The organism is Nonomuraea sp. NPDC050733 (assembly GCF_040654215.1).
Taxonomy (GTDB): Bacteria; Actinomycetota; Actinomycetes; order Streptosporangiales; family Streptosporangiaceae; genus Nonomuraea.
The window spans coordinates 45,333-69,838 of record NZ_JBFAHO010000033.1; the positions used below are offsets into that span (position 1 = coordinate 45,333).

At 71.6% G+C, this 24,506-nt stretch carries 20 protein-coding genes; 11 read left to right on the top strand and 9 right to left on the bottom strand.

Going from position 1 to position 24,506, the window contains the following annotated elements:
* Window positions 1-29: 29 nt before the first annotated feature.
* The 3 genes from AB0H64_RS34500 to AB0H64_RS34510 all read right to left on the bottom strand — a co-directional run bounded on the left by AB0H64_RS34500 (window position 30) and on the right by AB0H64_RS34510 (window position 4,557).
* On the bottom strand, window positions 30-2,555 hold the full coding sequence (locus AB0H64_RS34500; RefSeq protein ID WP_357633008.1) for a DNA translocase FtsK: 2,526 nt from the start codon (window positions 2,553-2,555) through the stop codon (window positions 30-32).
* A gap of 80 nt (window positions 2,556-2,635) precedes the next feature.
* Entirely contained in the window at window positions 2,636-3,589 is a 954-nt protein-coding gene (locus tag AB0H64_RS34505) for an aldose epimerase family protein (protein ID WP_357633011.1), read from the bottom strand.
* On the bottom strand, window positions 3,586-4,557 hold the full coding sequence (locus tag AB0H64_RS34510) for a LacI family DNA-binding transcriptional regulator (RefSeq protein ID WP_310710484.1): 972 nt from the start codon (window positions 4,555-4,557) through the stop codon (window positions 3,586-3,588). Before AB0H64_RS34510 ends, AB0H64_RS34505 begins: the two co-directional genes overlap by 4 nt.
* A 226-nt stretch (window positions 4,558-4,783) precedes the next feature.
* Here AB0H64_RS34510 and AB0H64_RS34515 point away from each other — a divergent pair, with 226 nt between their 5' ends.
* The 4 genes from AB0H64_RS34515 to AB0H64_RS34530 are packed head-to-tail and all read left to right on the top strand — an operon-like array spanning window position 4,784 to window position 9,495.
* Window positions 4,784-5,671: an NAD(P)-dependent oxidoreductase gene (locus tag AB0H64_RS34515; protein ID WP_357633014.1), complete on the top strand. Its 888-nt coding sequence runs from the start codon at window positions 4,784-4,786 to the stop codon at window positions 5,669-5,671.
* Window positions 5,668-6,552, top strand: a complete 885-nt coding sequence (locus AB0H64_RS34520; RefSeq protein ID WP_357633016.1) for a 5-dehydro-4-deoxyglucarate dehydratase — start codon at window positions 5,668-5,670, stop codon at window positions 6,550-6,552. The genes AB0H64_RS34515 and AB0H64_RS34520 overlap by 4 nt, the downstream gene beginning before the upstream one ends.
* Window positions 6,542-7,591, top strand: coding sequence for a mandelate racemase/muconate lactonizing enzyme family protein (locus tag AB0H64_RS34525; RefSeq protein WP_357633019.1), 1,050 nt, complete (start codon window positions 6,542-6,544; stop codon window positions 7,589-7,591). Before AB0H64_RS34520 ends, AB0H64_RS34525 begins: the two co-directional genes overlap by 11 nt.
* Window positions 7,592-7,593: 2 nt before the next feature.
* Window positions 7,594-9,495 (top strand): DUF6807 family protein, encoded by a 1,902-nt coding sequence (locus AB0H64_RS34530; protein ID WP_357633022.1) that lies wholly within the window; start codon window positions 7,594-7,596, stop codon window positions 9,493-9,495.
* Window positions 9,496-9,504: 9 nt separating this feature from the next.
* Here the strand turns inward: AB0H64_RS34530 and AB0H64_RS34535 are convergent, their stop codons facing one another.
* The 6 genes from AB0H64_RS34535 to AB0H64_RS34560 all read right to left on the bottom strand — a co-directional run bounded on the left by AB0H64_RS34535 (window position 9,505) and on the right by AB0H64_RS34560 (window position 16,258).
* A complete protein-coding gene (locus AB0H64_RS34535) occupies window positions 9,505-10,626 on the bottom strand; it encodes a hypothetical protein (protein ID WP_357633025.1) in 1,122 nt (373 codons plus the stop codon).
* Complete coding sequence (locus AB0H64_RS34540) at window positions 10,619-11,899, bottom strand: Gfo/Idh/MocA family oxidoreductase (protein WP_357633028.1); 1,281 nt, start codon at window positions 11,897-11,899, stop codon at window positions 10,619-10,621. The genes AB0H64_RS34535 and AB0H64_RS34540 overlap by 8 nt, the downstream gene beginning before the upstream one ends.
* Window positions 11,900-11,998: 99 nt before the next feature.
* Window positions 11,999-13,288, bottom strand: coding sequence for an extracellular solute-binding protein (locus AB0H64_RS34545; protein WP_357633030.1), 1,290 nt, complete (start codon window positions 13,286-13,288; stop codon window positions 11,999-12,001).
* A gap of 39 nt (window positions 13,289-13,327) precedes the next feature.
* A complete protein-coding gene (locus AB0H64_RS34550) occupies window positions 13,328-14,194 on the bottom strand; it encodes a carbohydrate ABC transporter permease (protein WP_310710492.1) in 867 nt (288 codons plus the stop codon).
* Complete coding sequence (locus tag AB0H64_RS34555) at window positions 14,178-15,152, bottom strand: sugar ABC transporter permease (protein ID WP_357633032.1); 975 nt, start codon at window positions 15,150-15,152, stop codon at window positions 14,178-14,180. Before AB0H64_RS34555 ends, AB0H64_RS34550 begins: the two co-directional genes overlap by 17 nt.
* 305 nt (window positions 15,153-15,457) lie before the next feature.
* The gene (locus AB0H64_RS34560; protein WP_357633034.1) at window positions 15,458-16,258 is read right to left on the bottom strand and encodes an NAD(P)-dependent oxidoreductase; all 801 of its coding nucleotides are present in this window, start codon (window positions 16,256-16,258) and stop codon (window positions 15,458-15,460) included.
* Window positions 16,259-16,392: 134 nt separating this feature from the next.
* Between AB0H64_RS34560 and AB0H64_RS34565 the strand changes: the two genes are divergently transcribed.
* The 7 genes from AB0H64_RS34565 to AB0H64_RS34595 all read left to right on the top strand — a co-directional run bounded on the left by AB0H64_RS34565 (window position 16,393) and on the right by AB0H64_RS34595 (window position 24,489).
* A complete protein-coding gene (locus tag AB0H64_RS34565; protein ID WP_357633036.1) occupies window positions 16,393-17,703 on the top strand; it encodes a sugar ABC transporter substrate-binding protein in 1,311 nt (436 codons plus the stop codon).
* Between the two features lie 2 nt (window positions 17,704-17,705).
* Window positions 17,706-18,647 (top strand): sugar ABC transporter permease, encoded by a 942-nt coding sequence (locus AB0H64_RS34570; protein ID WP_357633039.1) that lies wholly within the window; start codon window positions 17,706-17,708, stop codon window positions 18,645-18,647.
* Complete coding sequence (locus tag AB0H64_RS34575; RefSeq protein WP_357633042.1) at window positions 18,644-19,507, top strand: carbohydrate ABC transporter permease; 864 nt, start codon at window positions 18,644-18,646, stop codon at window positions 19,505-19,507. Before AB0H64_RS34570 ends, AB0H64_RS34575 begins: the two co-directional genes overlap by 4 nt.
* A gap of 67 nt (window positions 19,508-19,574) precedes the next feature.
* Window positions 19,575-20,336: an IclR family transcriptional regulator gene (locus tag AB0H64_RS34580; RefSeq protein WP_357633044.1), complete on the top strand. Its 762-nt coding sequence runs from the start codon at window positions 19,575-19,577 to the stop codon at window positions 20,334-20,336.
* 12 nt (window positions 20,337-20,348) lie between these two features.
* Entirely contained in the window at window positions 20,349-21,254 is a 906-nt protein-coding gene (locus AB0H64_RS34585) for a 5-dehydro-4-deoxyglucarate dehydratase (RefSeq protein ID WP_357633047.1), read from the top strand.
* 173 nt (window positions 21,255-21,427) lie between these two features.
* Entirely contained in the window at window positions 21,428-22,477 is a 1,050-nt protein-coding gene (locus AB0H64_RS34590) for a LacI family DNA-binding transcriptional regulator (protein WP_357633050.1), read from the top strand.
* Between the two features lie 2 nt (window positions 22,478-22,479).
* Window positions 22,480-24,489, top strand: coding sequence for a beta-galactosidase (locus AB0H64_RS34595; RefSeq protein WP_357633053.1), 2,010 nt, complete (start codon window positions 22,480-22,482; stop codon window positions 24,487-24,489).
* The last annotated feature ends 17 nt before the right edge of the window (window positions 24,490-24,506 follow it).

Genomic DNA, 24,506 nt, shown 5'->3' on the forward strand with positions numbered 1-24,506 from the left:
AGTAACCGTCAGGGAGGGACACACCGGGGTCACCCGCCGCGCAGGTCGGCCAGCAGAGCCGCCAGATCGTCGGGCTTGACGAGCACCTCGCGGGCCTTGGAGCCCTCGCTGGGGCCCACCACGGAGCGGCTCTCCAGCAGGTCCATCAGCCGCCCGGCCTTGGCGAACCCGACGCGCAGCTTGCGCTGGAGCATCGAGGTGGAGCCGAACTGGGTCGTCACGATCAGCTCGGCCGCCTGGATCAGCAGCTCCAGGTCGTCGCCGATGTCCTCGTCGATCTCCCGCTTGACGGGCGCGGCTGCCACGTCGTCGCGGTACTCGGCCTGCATCTGCGTCTTGCAGTGCGCGACGATCTCGGCGATCTCCTTCTCGGAGACGAACGCGTTCTGGATGCGGATGGGCTTGCTGGCGCCCATCGGCAGGAACAGCGCGTCGCCCTGCCCGACCAGCTTGTCGGCGCCGGGCTGGTCGAGGATGACCCGCGAGTCGGTGAGCGAGGAGACGGCGAAGGCCAGCCGGGAGGGCACGTTGGCCTTGATGAGGCCGGTGACGACGTCCACGGAGGGCCGCTGGGTGGCGATGACCAGGTGGATGCCGGCGGCGCGGGCGAGCTGGGTGATGCGCACGATCGAGTCCTCGACGTCGCGCGGGGCGACCATCATGAGGTCGGCCAGCTCGTCCACGATCACCAGCAGGTACGGGTACGGCTGGTAGACCCGCTCGCTGCCCGGCGGCGGCTGGAGCTTGCCGGCCCGCACCGCCTTGTTGAACTCGTCCACGTGCCGGAACCCGGAGGCCGCCAGGTCGTCGTAGCGGCGGTCCATCTCCCCCACCACCCATTCGAGGGCCTCGGCGGCCTTCTTGGGGTTGGTGATGATGGGCGTGATCAGGTGCGGGATGCCCTCGTACACCGAGAGCTCCACCCGCTTGGGGTCGACGAGCACCATGCGCACCTCGTCGGGGGTCGCGCGCATGAGGATCGAGGTGATGAGGCCGTTGACGCAGACGGACTTGCCCGCGCCGGTGGCGCCCGCGATGAGCAGGTGGGGCATTTTGGCGAGGTTGGCCACGATCGTGCGGCCCTCGACGTCCTTGCCCAGCCCCACGATCATCGGGTGGTGGTCGGCCTGGGCCACCTGCGAGCGCAGCACGTCGCCGAGCGCCACGAGGTCCTTGTCGGCGTTCGGGATCTCCACCCCGATGGCCGACTTGCCGGGGATGGGCGACAGGATGCGGACGTCGGCGGACTTCACCGCGTACGCGATGTTCTTGGTGAGCGCGGTGACCTTCTCCACCTTCACGGCGGGCCCGAGCTCGATCTCGTAGCGGGTGACGGTCGGGCCGCGGGTGAAGCCGATCACCTGCGCGTCGATGGCGAACTGCTCCAGCACGCTGGTCAGCGCGTTGACCACGGTGGTGTTGGCCTTGGTCTGCGGCTTGGGCAGGCTGCCAGGCTTGAGGAACTGCAGGTCCGGCAGGCTGTACGGGCCGGCCTGCGGCGAGAGCACGAGCTGCTCGACCTTGCGCGGCGCGGGCGTCGGCTCCGGCGGCTCCGCCCGCCTCGCCGGCTCGGGCGCGGGCGGCTCCTCGTCCACCAGGCCCGGCACGATCTCGGGCGCGTGGTCGGCCCGCTTGTCCTGGTCGGACAGGACCGGCGTGTCGTACGGCGGCTCGCCCTCGCGCTCGGCGCCGGGCTCGGCGGACTTGCGGACCCGCCGCACGCGCCGGACCTCGGGCCTGGGAGCGCCGGCCGGAGCGGTGCCCCGCTGCTCGAACAGCAGGTGCCGCAGCTCCGACAGCCGCTCGGGGATGCGGTGGACCGGCGTCGCCGTGATCACGAGCACCCCGAAGCCGGACAGCATGAGCAGCAGCGGGATCGTGATCCAGGAGGGCAGGATGCTCATGGGCGGGGCCGAGACGATGAACCCGATGAGGCCGCCCGCCTGGGCGACCCGGTCCATGCCGTCGTTGGCGGTGCCCGCGGGGTTGGGGTAGGGCACGTCGTTGGCCACGTGGATGACGCCGAGCACGCCGATCAGCAGCGCGCTCCAGCCGATCACCATGCGGCCGGTGTCGGCGTTCTGGTCGGGGTGGCGCAGGTACCGCCAGGCCAGCAGGCCGAGCAGCAGCGGCAGCGCCCACGCCAGCGAGCCGAACATCGCGCGCACGACCACGTTGACCACGGTGGCGACCGTGCCCTCGGAGGCGCGCCAGGTCATCGCGGCCAGCACGATGGCGCCGGCCAGGACCGCGAGGCCCACGCCGTCGCGCCGGTGCGCCGGGTCCAGCTCGCGGGCGTTCTTGCCGAGCGCCCGCGCCGCGCCGCCGATGCCGTTGGCCACGAGCATCCACAGCCCGACGACGAGCTTGCCGATCATCGTGAAGACCCAGGTGATGGGGTCCTGATGGGTCAGGGACGCCTTGCGGGCCGACGACGATCCCCTGGCCCTCGGGCGCCCCGACGGCGTGGATCCCCGCTTCGCGGGGGCCGGGCGCGGCGCGGTCGACCGCTTCGCCGGCCCCTTCGATGCGCTTTTCGGCGTACGGGTGGCCATGATGCCAAAGGTACTTCCGAGACGGTGGCGAACGCACTCAGGCTCGCCGATGCCGTTCGCGAACGGGTGTAAGCCGGGCGTCAGGCCGGGAAGCGGTAGGTCGTGCTGGAGGTGAAGCGCTCCCCCGGCCGCAGCACCGTGGAGGGGAACTGCGGCTGGTTGGGCGAGTCGGGGAAGTGCTGGGTCTCCAGGCAGAAGCCCGCGTGCGGCCCGTACGGGGTGGCGACGCCGTCGAGCATGCCGCCGGCGTAGAACTGGACGCCCGGCTCCGTGGTGGTGACCTCCATGGTCAGGCCGCCGGCCGGCTCGACGACGCGCATGCCGCCGGACCCGTCCAGCACGAAGCAGTGGTCGTAGGCGCCGTCGAGGCGGGCGCCGATGGCGTGCGGCGTGGTGAAGTCGAACGGCGTGCCCTTGACGGGCGCGAGGTCACCGGTGGGGATCTTGTCGTCGTCGACCGGCAGGTAGTGCTCGGCGCCGATCTCGATCTCGTGGCCGAGGACGTCGCCCCGGCCGGCGCCAGCCAGGTTGAAGTAGGAGTGGTTGGTGAGGTTGAGCACCGTGGGCGCGTCGGTCTCGGCGGTGTAGTCGATGCGCAGCGCGTCGCCGTCGGCGGTGTAGGTGACGGAGGCGGTCAGCGTGCCCGGGTAGCCCTGGTCGCCGTCGGGGCTGGTCAAGGTGAGCGTCACGGAGGAGCCGGTGGCCTCGGCGACGGTCCACACCTTGCGGTCGAAGCCCTCGACGCCGCCGTGCAGGCTGCTGGGCCCGTTGTTGCGGGGCAGGGTGTGGGTGACCCCGTCGAGGGTGAACGCGGCGCCGGCGATGCGGTTGCCGTACCTGCCGACGACCGCGCCGAAGTAGCGGCTGCGGGTCAGGTAATCCTCGAGCGTGTCGAGCCCGAGCACCACGTTGACGCCGGACACCTCCAAGGACTGGAGCACGGCGCCGTAGCTGAGCACGGCCGCGCGCAGCCGCCCCGACGTCAGCTCGAAGCGCTCGACGCGCTCGCCCGACGGCAGTGTTCCGAACATCATGTGTGTGCCTCTCCCGTGGACTCTCGGACGATCAGGGTGGTCTCCAGCATCGTGACACCCGTGGCCCCCTCGGAGTCGACCGACTGCAGCAGCATGTCGACGGCGATGCGCCCGGCGGCGGCGGTGGGCATGGCGATGGTGGTGAGCTTGGGACGGCCGAGCCGGCCGGCCACGATGTCGTCCACGCCGATCACGCTGATGTCGCGCGGCACCTCGGCCCCGCGCTCGGACAGCCCCTCGATCAGGCCGATGGCGACCAGGTCGTTGTAGGCGAGGACACCGGTGGCGCCCGAGGCCAGCACGTCGGCGGCGGCGGCCAGGCCGCCCAGCTCGGTCGGCGGGTTGGGGCCGAGGAAGACGACGTCCACCTCGCTCATCGCGGCGGCCGCCTCCTGCATCTCCTTGCTGGTCCAGGAGCCGCTGGGGCCGGTGACGACGGCCAGCCGGCGGTGCCCCAGCTCCGTCAGGTGCTCGACGGCGAGCCGGGCCCCGCGCCCCACGTCCATGAGCACCGTGGGCATGCCCCGGACGCGCCGGTTGACCAGGACGAAGGGGATCTCCTCGCGCAGGCGCTCTATCGTCCTGTTGGTCAGGCGCGGGCTGCACAGCAGGACGCCGTCCACCTGCTTGGTGAGGGTCTGGATCAGATCCTCCTCCGCCTTGGGGTCCTCGTCGGTGTCGGCCACGAACACGTGGTAGTCGCGCAGCCGTGCCTGGGCCTGGGCGGCCTTGATGAGCGGCGGGAAGAAGGGGTTGGCGATGTCGGCCACGATGAGGCCGAGGTTGTGGGTGCGGCCGGTGGTCAGCGCGCGGGCGGCGCGGTTGGGCCGGTAGCCCAGGTCCTCGGCGACGGCCAGCACGCGGGTGCGGGTCTCCGGGTTGACCAGGTGGGGCGCGGAGAAGGAGCGTGACACCGTGGAGACGTGGACGCCGGAAGCGCGTGCCACGTCGCGAATCGTCACCGCCACGCCTGGCCTCCTCCGACCACAGCTTGTACTTTAGTGCAAGCGTTTGTATCGCTGTCAATGCGTCATCGCCGCCCGGGAGGGACCGCCGGCGCACCACCTTATCCCCTATGTTCCCCCAAGTGGGAGGGGAGGGCACACCTCCGCCGCTTGACGTTGCCGGAACGAAACCTCAATACTTTTTGCAACCGGTTGCCGAACGCGAACCCCAGGAGTGGTGAAAGATCCGATGACACGAACACTGGTGACCGGGAGCGCCGGCCGGCTAGGGCGCAGCGTGGTCGCCACATTGGCGCAGGCCGGTCACGAGGTGATCGGCGTCGACGTCGTGCCGGGCACCCCGCGGGAGGCGGCGTCCACCCTGCCCGCCGACCTGACCGACCTCGGCCAGGCCTACGACGTGCTGGCCCGCTTCCGCCCGGACGTGGTGGTCCACCTGGCCGCCATCGCGACCCCGTTCAGCCGGCCCGAGGGCGTCATCTACCGGACCAACACCCAGCTCGCCTTCAACGTCTGCGAGGCGGCGAGCAACACCGGGGTCGGCCGCGTGGTCATCGCCAGCAGCCCGACCGTGATCGGCTACGGCGCGCCCCGCGGCTGGGCGCCGCGCTACCTGCCGATCGACGAGGAGCACCCGGCCGAGCCGTGGAACGCCTACAGCCTGTCGAAGCTGGTGGCCGAGCAGACGATGGCCGCCTTCGCGCGCGACTCCGAGACGAGGTTCGCGGCCGTGCGGCCGTGCTTCGTGGTGGCGCCGGAGGAGTGGGCCGGCGCGCCGACCCAGTCCGGCCACACCATCGCGGAGCGGCTGGACCGGCCGGAGATCGCCGGGGTGTCGCTGTTCAACTACATCGACGCGCGCGACGCCTCGGAGATGCTCTCCGTACTGATCGACCGGATGTGGGACATCCCGAGCGGCGAGGTGTTCTTCGCCGGAGCCGCCGACGCCCTCGCCCGTGAGCCCCTGGCGGAGCTGCTGCCCGCCGTCAACCCCGCCACCGCGGCCACCGCCGCCGCGCTGACCGGCACCGCCCCCGCCTTCACCTCGGCCAAGGCCGAGCGGCTGCTGGGCTGGACCCCCAAGCGCGACTGGCGAACCGAACTGGAGATCGGATGAACCTCAGCGGGATCCTCTTCTTCCCGGTAACGCCGTTCGACGCGGCCGGGCGCCTGGCCGAGGAGGTGCTGGCCGAGCACATCAGGCGCGGGCTCGCGCACCGGCCGGGAGGGGTGTTCGTGGCGTGCGGCACCGGCGAGTTCCCCGCCCTGTCGGAGGCCGAGCACGAGGCTGCCGTGCAGGTGGCCGTCAAGACGGCGCGGGGCGAGGCGCCGGTGGTCGCCGGCGCGGGCGGGCCGCTCGGCTCGGCGCTGCGCCAGGCGCGCGCGGCTCGCGACGCGGGCGCCGACGGCCTGCTGCTCATGCCGCCGTACCTGGCCGTGGGGCCGCGCGAGGGCTTCACCGCGTACGTCCGCGCGATCGCCGAGGTGCTGCCGGTGATCATCTACATGCGCGGATCGGTGGTGCTCTCCCCCGAGCAGGTGGTGGAGCTGGCCCGGATCCCCGGCGTGGTGGGCCTGAAGGACGGCCTGGGCGACATCGACCTCATCCAGCGGATCGTGCTGGCCGTGCGCCGCGAGATCGGCCCCGACTTCGCGTTCTTCAACGGGCTGCCGACGGCCGAGCTGACCATGGGCGCCTACCGGGGCATCGGCGTGGAGCTCTACTCCTCGGCGGTCTTCGCGTTCGCGCCGGAGATCGCCACCGCCTTCCTCGCCGGCGCCGGCGACCTGCTCACCGAGTTCTACGAGCCGCTCGTCCGGCTGCGCTCCAAGGTGCCGGGGTACGCCGTGTCGCTGGTCAAGGCCGGGGTGCGGCTGACCGGCCTGGACGCCGGCCCGGTGCGGCCCCCGCTGGTGGACGCCGCACCCGAGCACGTGGCCGAGCTGGAGGAGCTCATCCGGCGGGGCAGGGAGGTGGCGGCGGCCCATGATTCGTGACCTGCGTGTGAGCGCCCGCACGGCCGCCCTGCCGCGGCCGTGGGGGCCGGACGTGCCCGCCAACCACGTGCTGGTGGTCGAGGTGGTCCTGGACGACGGGCGGACCGGCACGGGCTTCTCCTGGACGCCGCAGATCGGGGCGCGGGCCGTCCAGGCGTTGCTGGAGCACGACATCCGGGAGGCGGTGATCGGCCTCGACCCGCACCCGGAGGTGGTGTGGGACCGCCTCTGGCGGCACCTGCGCGAGGCGGGACCGGGGGGCGTCACCACGGTCGCCCTCGCGGGCGTGGACCTGGCGCTGTGGGACCTGCGCTGCGGCGGGCGCGGGATCGTGGACGTGCTGGGCCGGCGCAGGGACACCGTGCCGGTCTACGGCAGCGGCGTCAACCTGCACTACACGCTGGAGGAGCTGGTCGCGCAGGCCGAGCGGTGGAAGGCGGCCGGCTACCCGGCCGTCAAGATGAAGGTCGGCCGGCCCGACCTGCGCGAGGACGTCGAGCGGGTGGCGGCGGTCCGCGAGGTGATCGGGCCGGACAGGCTGTTGATGATCGACGCCAACCAGCGCTGGGACCTGCACCGGGCCCGCCGCGCGGTGGACGAGCTGGCCCCGTACGGACTGCACTGGCTGGAGGAGCCGCTGCCGGCCGACGACGTGGCCGCGCACGTGGAGCTGCGCCGGTCGGTGGACGTGCCGATCGCGGTCGGCGAGAACGTCTACACCGTCTACGGCTTCCGTGACCTGCTGACCGCGGGCGCCTGCGACGTGGTCCAGCCCAACGTGGTGCGGGTGGGCGGCATCACGCCGTTCCTGCGGATCACCGAGCTGGCCCGGACGTTCGACGTGCCGGTCTATCCGCACCTGCTGCCCGACCTGTCGGCGCAGCTCGCGCTCACGCTGCCGCTGCCGTGCATGGCCGAGGAGGTCGAGGACGCCTCGTTCGCCGCCCTCGGGCTGCTGGAGGAGCCGTACCCTGTCCGGGTCGCGGGTGGGAAGCTGAGCGTCGGAGAGCACCGGGGCCTCGGGCTCCGCTGGAGGTGAGCATGCGCGTCGTCCTGGCGGGCACCCGGGGATTCGGGGCCCACTACCTGGAGCGGCTGCGGCACATGAGGGACGTGGTCGAGCTGGCCGGCGTCTGCGACACCGTGCCGCCGGAGCCGGGAGCGCTCGACGGGCTCGGCCCGGGCGACGCCGCGCCCGAGTTCTCCACCGACCTGCCGGAGCTGATCAAGCGGACCGGCGCGGAGATCGCGATCCTGGCGACGCCCATCCCGACGCACGCCGAGCTGACCCTGGCCGCGCTGGCGGCGGGGGCGCACGTGCTGGTGGAGAAGCCGACGGCGGCCACGCTGGCCGACTTCGACCGGATGGAGCGCGCCGCCGCCGAGGCCGGGCTGGCCTGCCAGGTGGGGTTCCAGAGCCTCGGGTCCGCGGCGATCCCGGCGGTGCGTGACATGATCGCCGAGGGCGTCGTCGGCCGTGTCACCGGGATCGGCGTGGCCGGCTCGTGGCCGCGGCCCGCCTCCTACTTCACGCGCAGCGCGTGGGCGGGCCGGCGGCGGCTCGACGGCGTGGACGTCGTGGACGGCGCGCTGACCAACCCGTTCGCCCACGCGCTGGCGACCGCCCTGGCGCTGGCCGGGACCGAGGGGCGCGGCGCCGTCTCCTCGGTCGAGACGGAGCTGTTCCACGCCAACGCCATCGAGTCGGACGACACCTCCGCCGTCCGGGTCACCACGGCCGGCGGGCCGCCGATCGTGGCCGCCGTGACGCTGTGCGCCGCCGAGCGGGACGAGCCGTACGTGGTCGTCCACGGCGAGCGGGGACGGATCAAGCTCCGGTACACGCTGGACGAGGTCCAGGTGGACGACGGGCCCGTGCGGCGGTTCGGCCGGACGGATCTGCTGCGCAACCTGGTGGACCACGTCGGCTCCGGGGAGCCGCTGCTGGTGCCCATCGCCAGGACCGGGGCGTTCATGGAGGTGCTGGAGGCCATCCGGCTCGCGCCCGACCCGCTGCCCATCGCCGACGAGCACCAGGACCGCTCCGGCGAGGGCCGGGTGCTGCCGGGCGTCGCCGGGCTGGTGGACGCGTGCGCGGACCGGCTCACGCTGTTCTCCGAGGCAGGAGCGCCCTGGGCCGTGCCGCTCGTCGCCGGTGGCGGCGTCGTCGCCGAGTACGTGACGCGTCCCGACCTGCCGCTCACCGAGTCGCCCCGGCCGTACCTGCATCCGGTGCGCACGCTCGGGGGCGTCGTGGTGACCGAGGTGCGGCCGCAGGACCACCCGCACCACCTGGGCGCCGGCGTGGCCGTGACGGACGTGGGCGGGCGCAACTTCTGGGGCGGGCGCACGTTCGTCCGCGACCAGGGGCCTACCTGGCTCGACAACCACGGCGTCCAGCGGCACGTGGAGTTCACCGGCCGCGACCGGGCGGGGTTCGCCGAGACGCTGCTGTGGGAGCGGCCGGGCGAGGCCCCGGTCGCGCGCGAGGAGCGGACGGCGCGGGCGGTCCCGCTGTCGCGGGGCTGGGCGCTGCGCTTCTCCTTCACGCTGCGCAACCTCACCGGCTCGCCGCTGACGATCCGGAGCTCGGCCACCAAGGGCCGGGCCGGAGCCGGGTACGGCGGGTTCTTCTGGCGGGCTCCCGCCGGTTCGCCGGGGCTGCGGGTCTTCACCGGGGAGGCCGAGGGCGAGCAGGCCGTGCACGGGTCGCGGGCGCCGTGGCTGGCGCTGTCGTCGGAGGACTGGACGCTGGTGTTCGCCCAGGAGGACGACCCGTGGTTCGTGCGGGTCGCCGAGTATCCCGGGGTGGGCACGGCGCTTGCCTGGGACACGCCGCTGGTCTTCGACGACGTGCTGACCCGCCGGGTCACCGTGGTCGTCGCCGACGGCCGCCTGGCGCCCGGCGAGGTCCCCGCCCTGGTGGCGGAGGCGACGGCCTGAGCGTCGTGCTCAGGCCGCCAGGTGCCGCGACAGCCAGCCGAAGGCGTGCTCCTGCATGGGCAGGGTGAAGGCGTGCGGGGCGTCGAAGAAGACGCCCTCGTAGCCGCCCTCCGGGTACGCGCGGGAGATGATCTCGTGGGCCCGGCGCATCCCGGCGGGCGGGAACAGCTCGTCCCGCTCGCCGTACAGGACCAGGAGCGGCTCCGGGGCGCGTGCGGCCGCCAGCGACGGCCAGTCGCACACCCGCGACAGGCCGGGCGGGTAGAGCATCCAGGTGTGCGAGGCGACGTGGCGGTCGAGCAGGTCGCGGTAGGACGCCATCATGGCCGCGACGACGACCGCCCGGACGCCGGGGTCGAACGCGCCGAGCAGCGCGGCGCGCAGGCCGCCGCCCGACAGCCCCACGCACCCCACCGGGCCGACGTCCGGGCGTGAGCGCAGGTAGGCCGCGGCGGCCAGGTCCTCCCCCGCCACCGCGCCCGCCAGCGACGTGCCGAGCAGCGTGCAGTACTTCTCCAGCAGGTGCTCGTGCTGCGCCGCCGCCCGGTCGTAGCGGTCGGCCTCGGACAGCCCCTCGGGCCCATCCCCGGCGGCCAGCGCCGCCACGGGCTCGGGCATGGCCTCCAGCGGGAAGCGGCGGCTGCCCCAGCCGAGGACGTCGTGGACCAGCACGGCGAACCCGCGCCGGGCCAGGTCACCGGCGTAGGCCCGGCCGTCGTAGATCTGGCCGCGCAGCCGCGCGACCTCGGGCGACGGCGGCTCGGGGCCGTCGGCGACCTTCTCCTTGCCGGCGAACTTCATGCCGGCGTGGCAGTGCAGCGCGACGACGCCCGGCAGCGGGCCGGTCGCGCCGCGCGGCCTGAGCAGGTACGCCCGGGTGCGCGGGCCGTAGCCGAGCGACCAGGACAGCTCCTCGCCGTCGAGGTCGCCCGAGGTCCAGGACCGTTCCACGCGCACGTCGTCCGCGGCGAGGTCGAGCACGCCGACCGCGTCGCGGGCGGCGCGGCGCAGGGCGGGACCCGGGGCGGCCTCGGGGAACAGGCCGCGCCCGCGCGCGGCCACCTCGGCCAGCCCGGAGAACTCCCCGAGGTGGCGCAGCGCGGGCGCCTGCCCGGGCTCCCGCTCAGGCATCGGCCAGGCTGGTGCCGTCCTCGCTGAGGGCGACGGGCAGGCCGGTCGCGGCCGAGCGGTTGGCGGCGACGCCGACCAGCACGCTGCGGATGCCGTCGCGGTAGCCGGCCGGGCGGCCGAGCGGGTCGTCCCCGGGGCCGCGGAAGACGTCGTTCAGCAGCAGCCGGTCGCCGCCGCCGTGGCCGCCCGCGCCCTGCTCGATCGGGATCTCCTCCGGCTGCTGCCAGTGGCGGTGCAGGACGAGCCGCTCCCAGGCGCCCGCGGCGTGCTCCTTGCTCGCGGCGCTCGGGTCGATGGCGGCCTGCGGCGGGGTCCACGACCGCTCGCACACCTCCAGCTCGATGCGGCCCTCGGTGCCGTTGAAGACCACACGGTAGCCCTCGTAGGGGGCGTGCGCGGTGAGCGAGTAGGTGAGCATCGCGCGGTTGGCGTAGCGGACGAGCACCGACATGTTGTCGTCGATGGTCACGCCGTCGGCGAAGACGTCCTGGTCGCGGATGTAGCCGTCCTCGTGCTCGGCGTCGAGGTAGAGGCGCTTGAGCCGCGGGTCGGCCGAGATGTCGAGCAGGAACGGGTCGGTGCCGAGGCCCGGCGCGCCGTGCGAGCGCTCGGGGCGCTCGCCCCGGGGCAGGGCCGTGCCGTAGAAGCGCAGGTCGGCCTGGGCGAACACGAGGCGGGGCGCCGCGGCGAGCCACCAGTTGACCAGGTCGAAGTGGTGGGTGGACTTGTGGACGAGCAGGCCGCCGGAGTTGGCGCGGTCGCGGTGCCAGCGGCGGAAGTAGTCGGCGCCGTGGATGGTGTCGAGGGCCCAGTCGAAGTGGACCGAGGTGACCTCGCCGATGGCGCCCTCGCTGATGAGGCGCTTCACCGCGGAGTTGCGCGGGGAGTAGCGGTAGTTGAAGGTGACCACCAGCCGGCCCGTGGCCCGCTCGGCCGCCTCCGCGATGGCGGCGGCGCTCTCGGCGTCGATGGTGAGCGGCTTCTCCACGACGACGTCCTTGCCGGCGTCCAGGGCGGCGCAGACGTAACGGGCGTGGGTGGCGTCGACCGTGGCGACGATGACCGTGTCGGCCAGGTCGAGCAGCTTGCCGAACTCGTCGGGGGCGAAGCAGGGCACCTCGCGGCCGATGCGCTCGACGTAGTAGGCCATGCGGGTCCGGTTGGTGTCGCAGAGACCGGCGATGGTCCCCGCGTCGCTCCAGTCGCCCAGCAGCGCGTCCACGTACATCTGGGCGCGGTGGCCGAGGCCGACGAAAGCGTACCTGGTGCTCAACGTGCTCTCCCCGAGATTCGAGATGAGGGGCTGGGGGCGCTCGGCCCCCAGCCCGTGGTGCTGTGACCGCCCCCTCGTGGGACGGTCAGGGGTCCGGCGTCAGCCGGCGATGGCGGCGTTCGCCTCGGACAGGAACTTCTGGGCGCCCGCGTCCGGCGTGGTCTTGCCGAAGAGGACCTCCTCGGTGTTGCGCTTGAGGATGTCCTCCATCTGGAGGGCGCCCTTCGGCGGGGCGCTGATCGGGCTCAGCTCGCCCTTGATCTCGTCGATGAAGGCGAGGGTCCGCTGGTCGACCGGGGGCAGCTTGTCCTTGACGGCGGCCAGCACCTTGGAGTTGGTGGGCAGGCCGCGGTCGCTCAGCAGGATGGCGGCGGCGTCCGGGTCGTTGACCAGGAAGTCGATCAGCTTGGCGGCCTCGGCCGGGTGCTCGGACTTGGCGGAGCCGGTGTAGTACATGGCCGGCTGGAGGAACATGCCGGCGGTGGGCGCGCCCTTCTCCCTGGGCATGCGCAGCAGCGAGAGCTCCTGGCCGGACGCCTTGGACAGGGCGTTGAGCTGGTTGCTCCACCACATGGCCATCGCGCCGGCGTTGGTGGCGAGCAGCGTCTGCTCGGGGCCGGCGGTCAGCAGCTCGGCGCTCTTGGCCGGCTCAGGGGCCGCCTTGGCCGCGATGAGCTGCTGGCTGATGTTCCACCACGCCTTGATCGTGTCGACCGAGAGGCCGATCTTGTTGCCGTCGTAGAACTTCTCACCGCGCTGGGCGGCGAAGATCTGCAGCCACGCCGGGTTGGGGTTGTACTCGGCGCCCATCACGTCGCCGCCCGAGCCCGACACCTGCTTGGCCAGGTTGATCCACTCGTCCCAGGTCCAGGTCTTGTCGTCGGGCAGCTTCTGCTTGGCCTTCTCCAGCACGGAGGGGTTGGCCAGCATGGAGAAGGCGTTGACGCCGGTGGGGATGGCGTACTGCTTGCCGTCCACCTGGCCGCTGCTGAGCACCTGCTGGTCGAGGTCGGCGGTGGGCACCTTGCCGGCCAGGTCCGCCAGCGCGCCGCGACCGGCGTACTCGCTGAGCCCGCGGATCTCGATGCTCATGACGTCGGGGGCGTCGTTGGCCGCCACCTTGGTCGCGAGCTTCTCGTAGTAGCTGTCCCAGTTGGAGAAGTCGCCCTCGACGTCGATCGTCGGGTTCTTCTCCTCGAACTTCTTCAGGGCCTGCTCGGTGAGCTTCTGACGGGCGTCGCTGCCCCAGTAGGAGAAGACGATCTTCGTCTTGTCACCGGAACCGCCGCTGTCGCCGCCGCTGCCACCGCCGCACGCGCTCGCCGCCGTCATCACGGCCGCCGTCATCACGGCAACCGTCCACATCTTCTTACGAGAGCCGAGACTCACAGCTCTACCTCCTCTAGGAGAATGCGGGGGGTGAATCGACTACTTGAGGCCGGTGGTAGCCACACCGCGGATCAGGTACTTCTGTCCAGCCAGGAAGAACCCGAAAATGGGCCCGAGTGACACGATCGACATCGCGAACATCGGTCCCCACGACGACTCCCCGCTCGAGTCCAGGAACTGGCGGAGGGCGACGGCCACCGTGAGGTTATCGCTGTTCGTCAGATACAGGTTCTGGCTGAAGAAGTCATTCCACGTCCAGATAAAGGTGAAGATGCCGGTCGTGGCCAGCGCGGGCACACACAGCGGAAGGATCACCTGCAGGAACACGCGCCAGTAGCCCGCGCCGTCGATCGCGGCGGCCTCGTCGAGCTCTCGTGGCAGGGTCCGGATGAACTGCACCATCAAAAAGATGAAGAACGCGTCCGTCGCCAGGAACTTCGGCACGATCAGCGGCCAGATCGTGTTGATCCAGTCCAGCTTCGAGAACACGATGTACTGCGGCACGACCGTGACGTGGTGCGGCAGCATGATCGAGCCCAGCATGACCGCGAACCACAGCTTCTTCAGAGGGAAGTTCAGCCGGGCGAACGCGTAGGCGGCCAGCGAGCAGGCGACCAGGTTCGCCAGGACGCTGAGGCCGGTGATGACGGCGGAGTTCCACAGGTAGTAGCCGAACGAGTGCTTGAGCGCGTTCCAGCCCTCGCTGTAGTTGTCCAGCGTGACGGTGCTCGGCAGCAGCCCCGGCTCCCGGAAGATCAGCTCCTCGGGCTTGAGCGAGCTGGAGATCATCCACAGCAGCGGGTACAGCATCACCAGGCCGAAGCCCGCGAGCATGAGGTGCTTGAGCAGGCGGCCGCCCCTCATCGGGCGGAAGAGGAACGGGACCGCGTTACTTCGTGTCGCCATAGAAGACCCAATACTTCGACGCGAGGAAATTCACGCCGGTCAGGCCGGCGATGATGAGCAGGAGCACCCAGGCCATGGCGGCCGCGTAGCCCATCTCGTAGCTCTTGAAGCCCTTGAGGTAGAGATAGAGGGTGTAGAAGAGCGTGGAGTCGACCGGCCCGCCGTTTCCGCCGCTCACGATGAACGACTGGGTGAACGACTGGAACGACTTGATGACCTCCAGCACGAGGTTGAAGAAGATGATCGGCGTGAGCAGCGGCAGCGTGATCGACCGGAACTGGCGCAGCCGGCTCGCGCCGTCCACCGAGGCGGCCTCGTAGTAGCTCTGGGGGATCTGCCGCAGACCGGCCAGGAAGATGACCATCGGGGCGCCGAACGTCCACACGTGCAGGAGGATCAGCGTGCCGAGCGCCGTGTCAGGGCTGGAGACCCAGCCCGGCCCCTCGATCCCGAAGATCGCGAGCACCGCGTTGAACAGGCCGTCGACGCCGAACAGCTTGCGCCACAGGATGGCGATGGCGACGCTGCCGCCCAGCAGCGAGGGCAGGTAGTAGACCGATCGGTAGAACGGCAGCCCGCGCAGGCCCCGGTCCAGGGCGAGGGCCAGGAGGAGCGCGAAGGCGAGCTGCAGGGGCACCGACACGACGACGTAGATCGTGGTCACCTTCAGCGAGGTGAGGAACCGGTCGTCCTGCGTGAACATCTTGACGTAGTTGTCGGCCCCGACCCACGAGCCCTCCTCCAGGAGGCTGTAGTCGGTGAACGACAGGTACAGCGAGGCGAGGATGGGCCCCACGGTGATGACGAACAGCCCCACGAACCAGGGGGCGAGGAAGACGTAGGCCGTCAGGGCCTCACGCTTCCGGCGAGCGTTCACAGCCGGTTTCTGACGGCGGCCCGGCCGTGGCGGCACGGGCGTGAGCACACGTTCCGGGGTTACGGACAGCGAATCAGACATGGATTCATGCATCCCTCATTCCAGGGCCTCCCCGGCACGGCGGGATCGGATAGCGCCTTCCTATAGGGATGCGAAAAGTTTCGTCAACCCTTTGCAGGCGTTACAAACCCGTTACCGATATATCGCGAACCCGGAAACCCCAGCTCACACGGGTGAACAGGGACGATGAGGTCAGTTAACGTTTTGGCCTTGATGTCGTGGGACTACAACCGGTTGCATGTTTAGGAGCGCCGAAGGACCGCCGGAGGCGGTTACGGAACGTGTCCGGCGGGGAGGCGTGCTCCCCGCCGGTCAGGTCGCCCGGGTCACCACTTGCCGCCCAGCTCCCTGAGCGTGAACACGCCGCCGGCCCGGTCGTGGAGCGGCTCGGAGAGGTCCGGCTCGCCCTGCTCGGCCAGGACGGGCGCGGCGTGGGCCTCGGAGTCGTCCTGGGAGACGTAGCCGATGGCGCGGGCCTCCTCCAGCGACCACCAGCGCCGGGTGTTGTCGGAGACGCCCCAGACGACGTGGTAGCCGGGGGCGGTGAACGCGGCCTCCACCAGGCGGGTCAGATCGTCGGGCGAGATCCAGGTGGCCAGGCCGCGCGTGTCGCCGGACGCCTCGTTGCAGGTACCGAGCCGGATCACGGTCACGTTCATGCCGAAGCGGTCGTGGTACAGGCTGCCCAGGGCCTCCATGACCACCTTGCTGACGCCGTAGAAGGTGTCGGGGCGCGGGAAGGCGTAGTCGGGCAGGTCCTCGCCGGAGGGCGGGCGGGTGTGGAAGCCGGCGGCGTGGTGGCTGCCCATCATCACCACCTGCCGCACCCCCTCCTCGCGGGCGGCCTCCAGGAGCGCATGGGTGCCGTCCATGTTGGCCCGCACGACGTCGGCCCACGGGTGCTCGCGGCTCTGCCCGCCGAGATGGAGCACGGCGTCGACGCCCTTCATCGCCTCGGCCATAGCGGCGGGGTCGGTCAGGTCGGCCGTGATCTCCTCCTCCCCCGGTCCGGGGCCGGTGTCGACCGGGCGGATGTCGGACAGACGGAGGACGCGGCCCTCGCGGGCCAGGCGTGGGCGGAGGAGCGTGCCGACCTTCCCGGCCGCGCCGGTCATGAGAATGCGCATGGTCCCCTTGTACACAACGGTGACCTAAATTCACATTCTTGAATATTGACCGTGATGTAGGTCACTCGTTACGTTCACATGACGAGTTCCACATGGGCGACAGGTGTCCAGATATGTGAACAGGAGGCGGTCTGATGTCACGCCATCTGCTCGGGGTCGCGCTCGCGGCGACCCTGGCCGTAACGATGACAGGCTGCGGCTCCGGGGGGTCCGGCTCAGGCGACGACGCGTTGGAGATCTGGATCAGGCAGGCGCCTGAGTCCCTCTCCGCGAAGACGGCCGTCAAGCTGGCCGACGCTTTCACGAAGTCCAGCGGGATCAAGACCAAGGTGGTCGCGATCTTCGACGACTTCGAGACGAAACTGCAGCAGCAGGCGGCGCAGCGCAAGCTGCCCGACATCGTCATCAACGACACCGCGCAGCTCGGCAACATGCACACGCAGGGCTGGGTGCGCGAGGTGGACAAGGCCAAGCTCGCCGGCGGTGACAAGCTGTCGGAGCTGGCGTGGAAGGCGGCCCAGGGCGGCGACGGCAAGTACTACGGCGTGCCGTTCTCGGCCCAGGCGTTCGCCCTCATCGTCCGCAAGGACTGGCGGGAGAAGGTCGGCCTCGACTCACCCAAGACGTGGGAGGACCTCACCAAGCTCGCCCAGGCGTTCACCGACAAGGACCCCGACGGCAACGGCCAGAAGGACACGGCCGGCTTCGTCATCCCGGGCGGCACCAAGCGCGGCTACGCCTCCTGGTACGCCTCCTCCCTCATCTACGCCAACGGCGGCGACTTCGTGAAGGCGACGAGCCCCGGCAAGTTCACCTCCGTGGTCAACGACCCGAAGACGGTCGAGGCGGTGCAGTACCTCCAGGACCAGTTCTGCAAGACCAAGACCGTGAACCCCGGCGCCGTCAGCAACGACACGACCGTCTCGCACGAGGTGTTCGAGAAGGGCCAGGCCGGCATCTACCTGGTCGGCCCGTACGTGCTCGCCCGCTTCGTCAAGAACATCGGCACCGACAAGGTCGAGGTCGTCCCCGTGCCCAAGGGCCCGTCCGGCGGCCCCGGCACCCTCGGCGAGGGCGAGAACGTCTACCTCATGGCCGGCTCGGACAACGAGGAGGGGCAGCAGAAGTTCGCCGAGTACGCCTCCTCCGCCGACGGCCAGCGGATCGGCATGAACAAGGACGCCGACGGCGTCATCGTCCGCCTGCCGGTCAACACCCAGGTCGACATGGCCGCCGAGCGGCAGGACCCGCGCTGGAAGGTGTTCCAGGAGTCCTACGCCAACGCGGTCTACGCGCCTCCGGTGCCGAACTGGGCGCCCATCCGGCAGACCTCGGCCGACGCGATCAACACGGTGTGGGCCGACTGCTCCGCCGACGTCAAGAGCGCGATGGAGGGCCTGAACACCAAGCTCAACCAGGAACTGCAGTCCCAGAAGGCCTCCTGACCATGAGCCGGAGCGTGAGCCCGCCCGTCGTCGCGCAGGCGCCGCCGCCCGTGGCGGCCCCCCGTCGCCGCCCCAAGCGGGTGCGGCGGCGGGGGACGCTCGTCGCGTGGGCGTTCCTGTCACCCGCACTGCTGCTGTTCCTCTACTTCAAGTTCATCCCGATGGCCAAGGGCCTGGTGATGAGCTTCCAGGAGATCCGCTACATCGACAGCTCGTGGGTGGGTCTCGACAACTACCGGACGATCCTGACCGACGACGCGTTCATCTCGGCGATCTGGCACAGCACGGTGCTGGCCCTCGGCACCACGGCCGGCTCGCTGGTGCTCGGCCTGGGCCTGGCCCTGCTCATCGAGGGCCCCTCCCGCTACCTGTGGTTCGTCAGGACCGCGGCGTTCCTACCGGTCGTGACCACGATGGCGGTCGTGGCGGAGGTGTGGCGGATCATGTATCACCCCGCCGACACCGGCATGATCAACAGCATCCTCGGCTGGTTCGGCGCAGGCGTGCAGCCGTTCCTGGCCAGCGAGAACTCCTCGCTGCTGTCCATCATGGGCATGAGCATCTGGCGCGGCACACCGTACGACATGATGATCTTCCTGGCGGGGCTCGTGGGCGTGGACCGCACGCTCTACGAGGCCGCCGCCGTGGACGGCGCGTCCACCTGGGAGCGGCTGCGGCACATCACGCTGCCGGCGCTGCGACCGGTGTTCTGGATCCTGTTCACCCTGGCGGCCATCCGCGGCCTGCGGGTCTTCGTCGAGGTGTACGTCCTCACCAACGGCGGGCCGAACGGCTCCTCCGAGGTGCTCATGACACTCGTGTACAAGCTCGGCTTCCAGAAGGGCGAGCTGGGCGTGGCCTCGGCGGGCGGCATCCTGCTGTTCCTGGCCACGCTGCTGCTCACCGTCCTGGTCCAGGTCATGCGCAGGAGGCAGGCGGCATGATGAGATTCGACAGCGCCCTCGGGCTGGAGTCGCGCCGGGGGCCGGTCGCGACCGCGCTGAAGGTCGTCGTCTACACCCTCATGGTGCTGGTCTTCACCGGGCCGCTCATCGGCCTGCTGGTCAGCGCGTTCAGCAAGACGCTCGACCCGACCAGCTTCTCGCTGTGGCCCGACGGGTTCACCTTCCAGAACTTCGTCCAGGCGGCCGACAAGAACGTCTACGACTACCTGCTCAACTCGTTCGTGGTCGTCGGGTTCGGCCTGCTGCTGCAGATGCTGGTGAGCGTCTTCGCCGCCTACTCCCTGTCGCGCAAGAAGTTCAGAGGCATGGCGATCGTCATGCTGATCATGCTGGCGACGATGATGCTGCCCGAGGAGATCATCGCGATCCCGCTGTCGCTGGTGCTCGCCGACCTGCCGCTCTTCCACAACGACCTCATCGGCACGTACGCGGGCATGATCCTGCCGCTCGGCGCCTGGGGCTTCTCCATCCTCGTCATGACCGAGTTCATGAAGGAGGTGCCGGTGGAGCTGGAGGAGGCCGCGCGGATCGACGGGGCGGGCGAGCTGCGCACGTTCTTCACGATCATCCTGCCGCTGTGCCGCCCGGCCCTCGGCGTGATAGGTGTCTTCGGCTTCACCATGATCTGGGACCAGTACCTGCTGCCCCTGATCGTGGCGCCGGAGCCGGGCATGTGGACGCTGCCGATCGCGCTGCGCTCGCTCCGCTCGGACGAGGAGGTGGGCATCGGCGTGCTGCTCGCGGCCTCGCTGCTGGCACTGCTGCCGTCGATCATCGCCTTCCTGGCCTTCCAGCGGCAGTTCATGCGCGGCCTGACAAGCGGCGCCATCAAAGGTTAGGCGTCCATGTACGTGGACGCCATCCAATATGCTGACACCGAGGAGCCGTCGCAGGGATGGGATGATCATGGAGCCGCAGTTGGTCAAGTCCGCCGAACGGACCGTCCGCATCCTGGAGGCCCTGGCCGGCTCCCAGGAGACCCTGACCCTGTCGGAGCTCCAGCAACGCACCGGCTTCCCCCGCAGCAGCCTGCACGCGCTCATGCGCACACTGGTGGAGCTCAAATGGGTGGAGAACGACTCGGGCAGGGGCGCGTTCGGCATCGGGCCGCACGCGCTGCTGACCGGAACGGCCTACCTCGACAAGGACCCGGCGCTGCCGTTCGCGCAGCAGACGCTGGAGGACCTGCGCGCGGAGATCGGCCAGACGGCCCACTTCGCGCGCCGCGACGAGTCCCACGTGATCTATCTCGCGACCCGCGAGTCGCGCGACGCGCACCACGTGATCCCGCGGGTCGGCCGGCGGCTGCCCGCCCACGTCACGGCGCTCGGACAGGCGCTGCTGGCGCAGCTCACCGACGACGAGGTGGCGGCCCTGCTGCCACAGCCGCTGCCGTCGATGACGCATCACACGATCATCGACCTGGCCAAGCTGACCGGCGAGCTGGACCAGGTCCGCACCCGTGGCTACGCCTACGAGCGCGAGCAGGGCACCCCCGGGGTGGTCTGCGTGGCGGTGGCGGTGGACTACCGGATCCCCGCGACCGACGCGATCAGCTGCTCGATGCCGGCGGGCCTGCCGCCCGCCGGGGTCGAGGAGGTCACCCAAGCGGTGATCACGCACACCCGCAAGCTGGCTGCCACCCTCCGGCGGGAGGGCATCCGCTAGAAAGGACCGTTCATGCGGCTCAATGGTGTTCTCTTCTTCCCCGTGACCCCCTTCGGCGCCGACGGTGGCGTCGCTGAGGACGTCCTGGCCGAGCACGTCGCCGGCGGGGTCGCGGCCGGGGCGGGAGGAGTGTTCGCCGCGTGCGGCACGGGCGAGTTCAACGCGCTGGACCTGCCCGAGTACACCGCCGCGGTGACCACCGCCGTCGCCGCCACCGCCGGGCGGGTGCCCGTCCTGGCGGGCGCGGGCGGAGTGCCGCCCACCGCCAGGGCCATCGCCCGCGCCGCGGCCGACAGCGGCGCCGACGGGCTGCTGGTCATGCCGCCCTACCTCGTCACCGCGCCGCCCGGCGGGCTGGTCCGCTACGTGCGCGAGGTGACGGAGGCGGCCGGGCTGCCGGCCGTCGTCTACCAGCGGGGCACCGCGCGCTTCTCCCCGTCCGCGGTCGCCGAGCTGGCGGAGCTGCCGCAGGTGATCGGCTTCAAGGACGGGCTGGGCGACTTCGACCTGCTCCAGCGCATCATCCTGACCGTGCGCCGCTCCACGGAGCGGGAGTTCACCTTCTTCAACGGGCTGCCCACGGCGGAGCTCACCGTGCCGGCCTACCGGGGGCTCGGGGTCACGCTGTACTCCAGCGCGGTGTTCGCTTTCGCCCCGGAGATCGCGCTGGCCTTCCACGACGCCGTGACGCGCGGGGACGAGCAGCGGACACGGCGGCTGCTGACCGACTTCTACCTGCCGCTGGTGGAGCTGCGCGACCTGGTGCCCGGCTACGCCGTGTCGCTGGTCAAGGCCGGGGTGCGGCTGCGCGGGCTGGACGTGGGCGGGGTGCGGGCGCCGCTGGTGGACCCGCTGCCCGAGCACGTGGCCCGACTGGAGAAGATCCTGGCGGCCGGCCTGGAGGTCGCCGGAGGCTGACCGTCCCCGCCGCGGCGAGCGCCTCCCGGTGACCGGGGGGCGCTCGCTCGCGTGCCCGTCCGGGTTTCGGACATCTTACGCAACACTATTGACACATCCATAAAACCGACCCTAGGTTTGCGAAACGTTTCGCGCGAAACGTTTCGACACCCTCAGCCAAGGGCTGGAGCAGCATGACTTCCCTACGTGACGTGGCGGAACGGGCGCAGGTCGCCATCAGTACCGTCTCCGCCGCGCTCAACGGCACCCGGCCGGTCGCGGCCGAGACCCGGCGCCGGATCGAGCGGGCCGCGGCCGAGCTCGGCTACCGCCCCAACCTGCTGGCCCGAGGCCTGGTGAGCAAGCGCACCCAGATCCTGGCGCTGCTGTTCCCCGCCCCGCACAGCGGTTTCGGCCTGACCGAGATGCAGTTCGCCACCGGCGCCGCCGAGGCCGCCGCCGAGCAGGGCTACCACCTGCTGCTCTCGCCCGAGAACAGCGACCCCGTCCAGGAGCTGCGGCACTTCACCGGGCTCGGCCTCATCGACGGCGCGCTGCTCATGGAGGTGCGGCTGGACGACGAGCGGCCCGACTTCCTCGTGGAGGCCGGAATCCCGTTCAGCATGATAGGGCGCACCCGCGACCCCGAGGCGATCAGCTACGCCGACATCGACTTCGCCCGCACCGCCGAGGAGGCCGTGGCGCACCTGGCGGAGCTCGGGCACCGCTCGTTCGCCTTCTTCAACCACTCGCCCGGCGCCTACTCCACCCAGTACGGCCCCACCATCCGCACCGGCGAGGAGTTCGCCGCCGCCGCCGGGCGGGCCGGTCTCGGCTACGTCGACGCGTTCCGCGCCGGCACCGCCGACGAGGGGCGCGAGGCGTTCGAGCGGCTGCTCGACCGGCACCCCGAGGTCACCGCGCTGGCCGTGATGAGCGACCACGCGGCGGTCGGCGTGATCGCCGCCGTCGCGGCCCGCGGCTGGACGATCCCGCGCGACCTGACCCTGATGCTGGTGCTCTCCTCGGCGCGGGTCGCGGAGATGTACCACCCCCGCCTCACCACGCTGGAGCCGCCCAGCTCCGAGCTCGGCCGGCTGGGCGCCCGCATGCTCATCGACCGCCTGCGCGGCGACGACACCCCCCAGCATCACCTGGTGCCCTGCCGGCTGGTGCCCGGCGACAGCTCGGGGCCGCCCCGGCCCCTGTCCGCGAGCCGTACCACCAGTGAGAAGGGAGCATGAGGATGGCGGAACCGCTGGGCACGCACACCCTCACCGCCGGGCGCGGCCTGCTGTTCGGCGGCGACTACAACCCCGAGCAGTGGCCCGAGCACGTCTGGGAGGAGGACGTCGAGCTGATGCGGGCGGCCGGGGTCAATCTGGTCACCGTCGGCGTGTTCAGCTGGGCGCGCATCGAGCCCGAGCCCGGCGCGCGGGACTTCGGCTGGCTGGACCGGGTGCTCGGCCTGCTCGCCGGCGCCGGCATCGCCGTGGACCTGGCCACCCCCACCGCCTCTCCGCCGCCGTGGCTGGGCCACCGCTGGCCCGAGACGCTGCCGGTCGACGAGTCGGGGCACCGGCTCTGGTACGGCGCCCGCAACCAGTTCTGCCCCTCCTCCCCCGTCTACCGCGAGCGGGCCCTGGCCCTCGTCACCGACCTCGCCGACCGCTACGCCGGCCACCCGGCGCTCGCCCTGTGGCACGTCGGCAACGAGTACGGCCAGATCTGCCACTGCGACGACTCCGCCGCGACCTTCCGGTCCTGGCTGCGCGAGCGCCACGGCGACCTCGACGGCCTCAACGAGGCGTGGGGCACCACGTTCTGGAGCCAGCGCTACAGCGACTGGGCCGAGGTCGTCCCGCCGCGCCGCGCGCCGTACCTGATCAACCCCACGCAGAAGCTCGACTGGGCGAGGTTCTGCTCCGACGCGCTGCTGGAGCACTACCGCGCCGAGCGCGACGTCCTGCGCGAGCGCACCCCCGGCGTGCCGGTCACGACGAACTTCATGGGCCTGTTCAAGCCGGTGGACTACTGGCAGTGGGCGCCCGAGGAGGACATCGTCTCCAACGACTGGTACCCGGACCCGGCCGACCCGCTGTTCCCGGTGCGCTCCGCGCTCACCCACGACCTGACCCGCTCGCTCGGCGGCGGCCGGCCCTGGCTGCTGCTGGAGCAGGCCACCACGGCGGTCAACTGGCGCCCGCACAACCTGCCCAAGCCCGCCGGCCAGCTCAGGCTGGAGTCGCTGCAGGCCGTGGCCCGCGGCTCGGACGGGTCGTGCTACTTCCAGTGGCGGGCCTCCCGCTTCGGCGCCGAGCGCTTCCACGCCGCGATGCTGCCCCACGCCGGCCCCGACACCCGGCTGCACGCCGAGGTGCGGGCGCACGGCGCGGAGCTGCGCCGGCTCGCCGAGGTGGCCGGGCAGCCGGTGCCGGCGCGGGTCGCCGTCGTCCACGACTGGCCGAGCTGGTGGGCGCTGGAGGAGGCCGGCCGGCCCAGCGACCGGCTCACCGTGCCCGACCAGCTCCTGAGCTTCTACCGGCCGCTGTGGGAGCGCGGGGTGGCGGTGGACCTGGTGCCGCCGTCGGCCGACCTGTCCGGCTACGCCCTCACCGTGGTGCCCAACCTCTACCTGGTCAGCGACGAGGACGCCGCGGCGCTGACCGCGTACGTCCGCGACGGCGGCGTGCTCGTCGTCGGCCCCTTCTCCGGAGTCGCCGACCCGAACGGGCACATCCGCACCGGCCGGTTCCCCGCGCCGCTGCGGGACGTGCTCGGCGCCTCCGGCGAGGAGTGGCTGCCCGCCCCCGAGGACCGGCCCGTGCGCTGCGCGTGGGCGGACGGCACCCCGTTCGACGCCCGCACCTGGACCGAGCTGCTGCGGGCCGAGGGGGCCGAGCCGGTCGCCGTCTTCACGGAGGGCGACCTCGCCGGCCGCCCCGCGGTGCTGCGGCACCGCACCGGCTCCGGGACCGCCTGGTACGTGGCAACCCTCCCCGAGCACGACGCCCTGGCCGAGCTGACCGGCCGGGCGCTGGCCGACGCGGGCGTGTCCGGCGCGCTGGCCGGGCCGCCGCCCCCCGGCGTCGAGGCGGTCCGCCGGGGGCCCGTCCTGTTCCTGCTCAACCACGGCACGCGGGAGGCCCACGTGCCCGTCACCGGGCCCGCCGAGGACCTGCTGACCGGGTCCCGCGCCGACGGCACGGTGAGGCTCGCCCCGCGCGCCGTCGTCGCGCTGCGCACCCTCGCCTGACTCCTCCGACCTCCTCG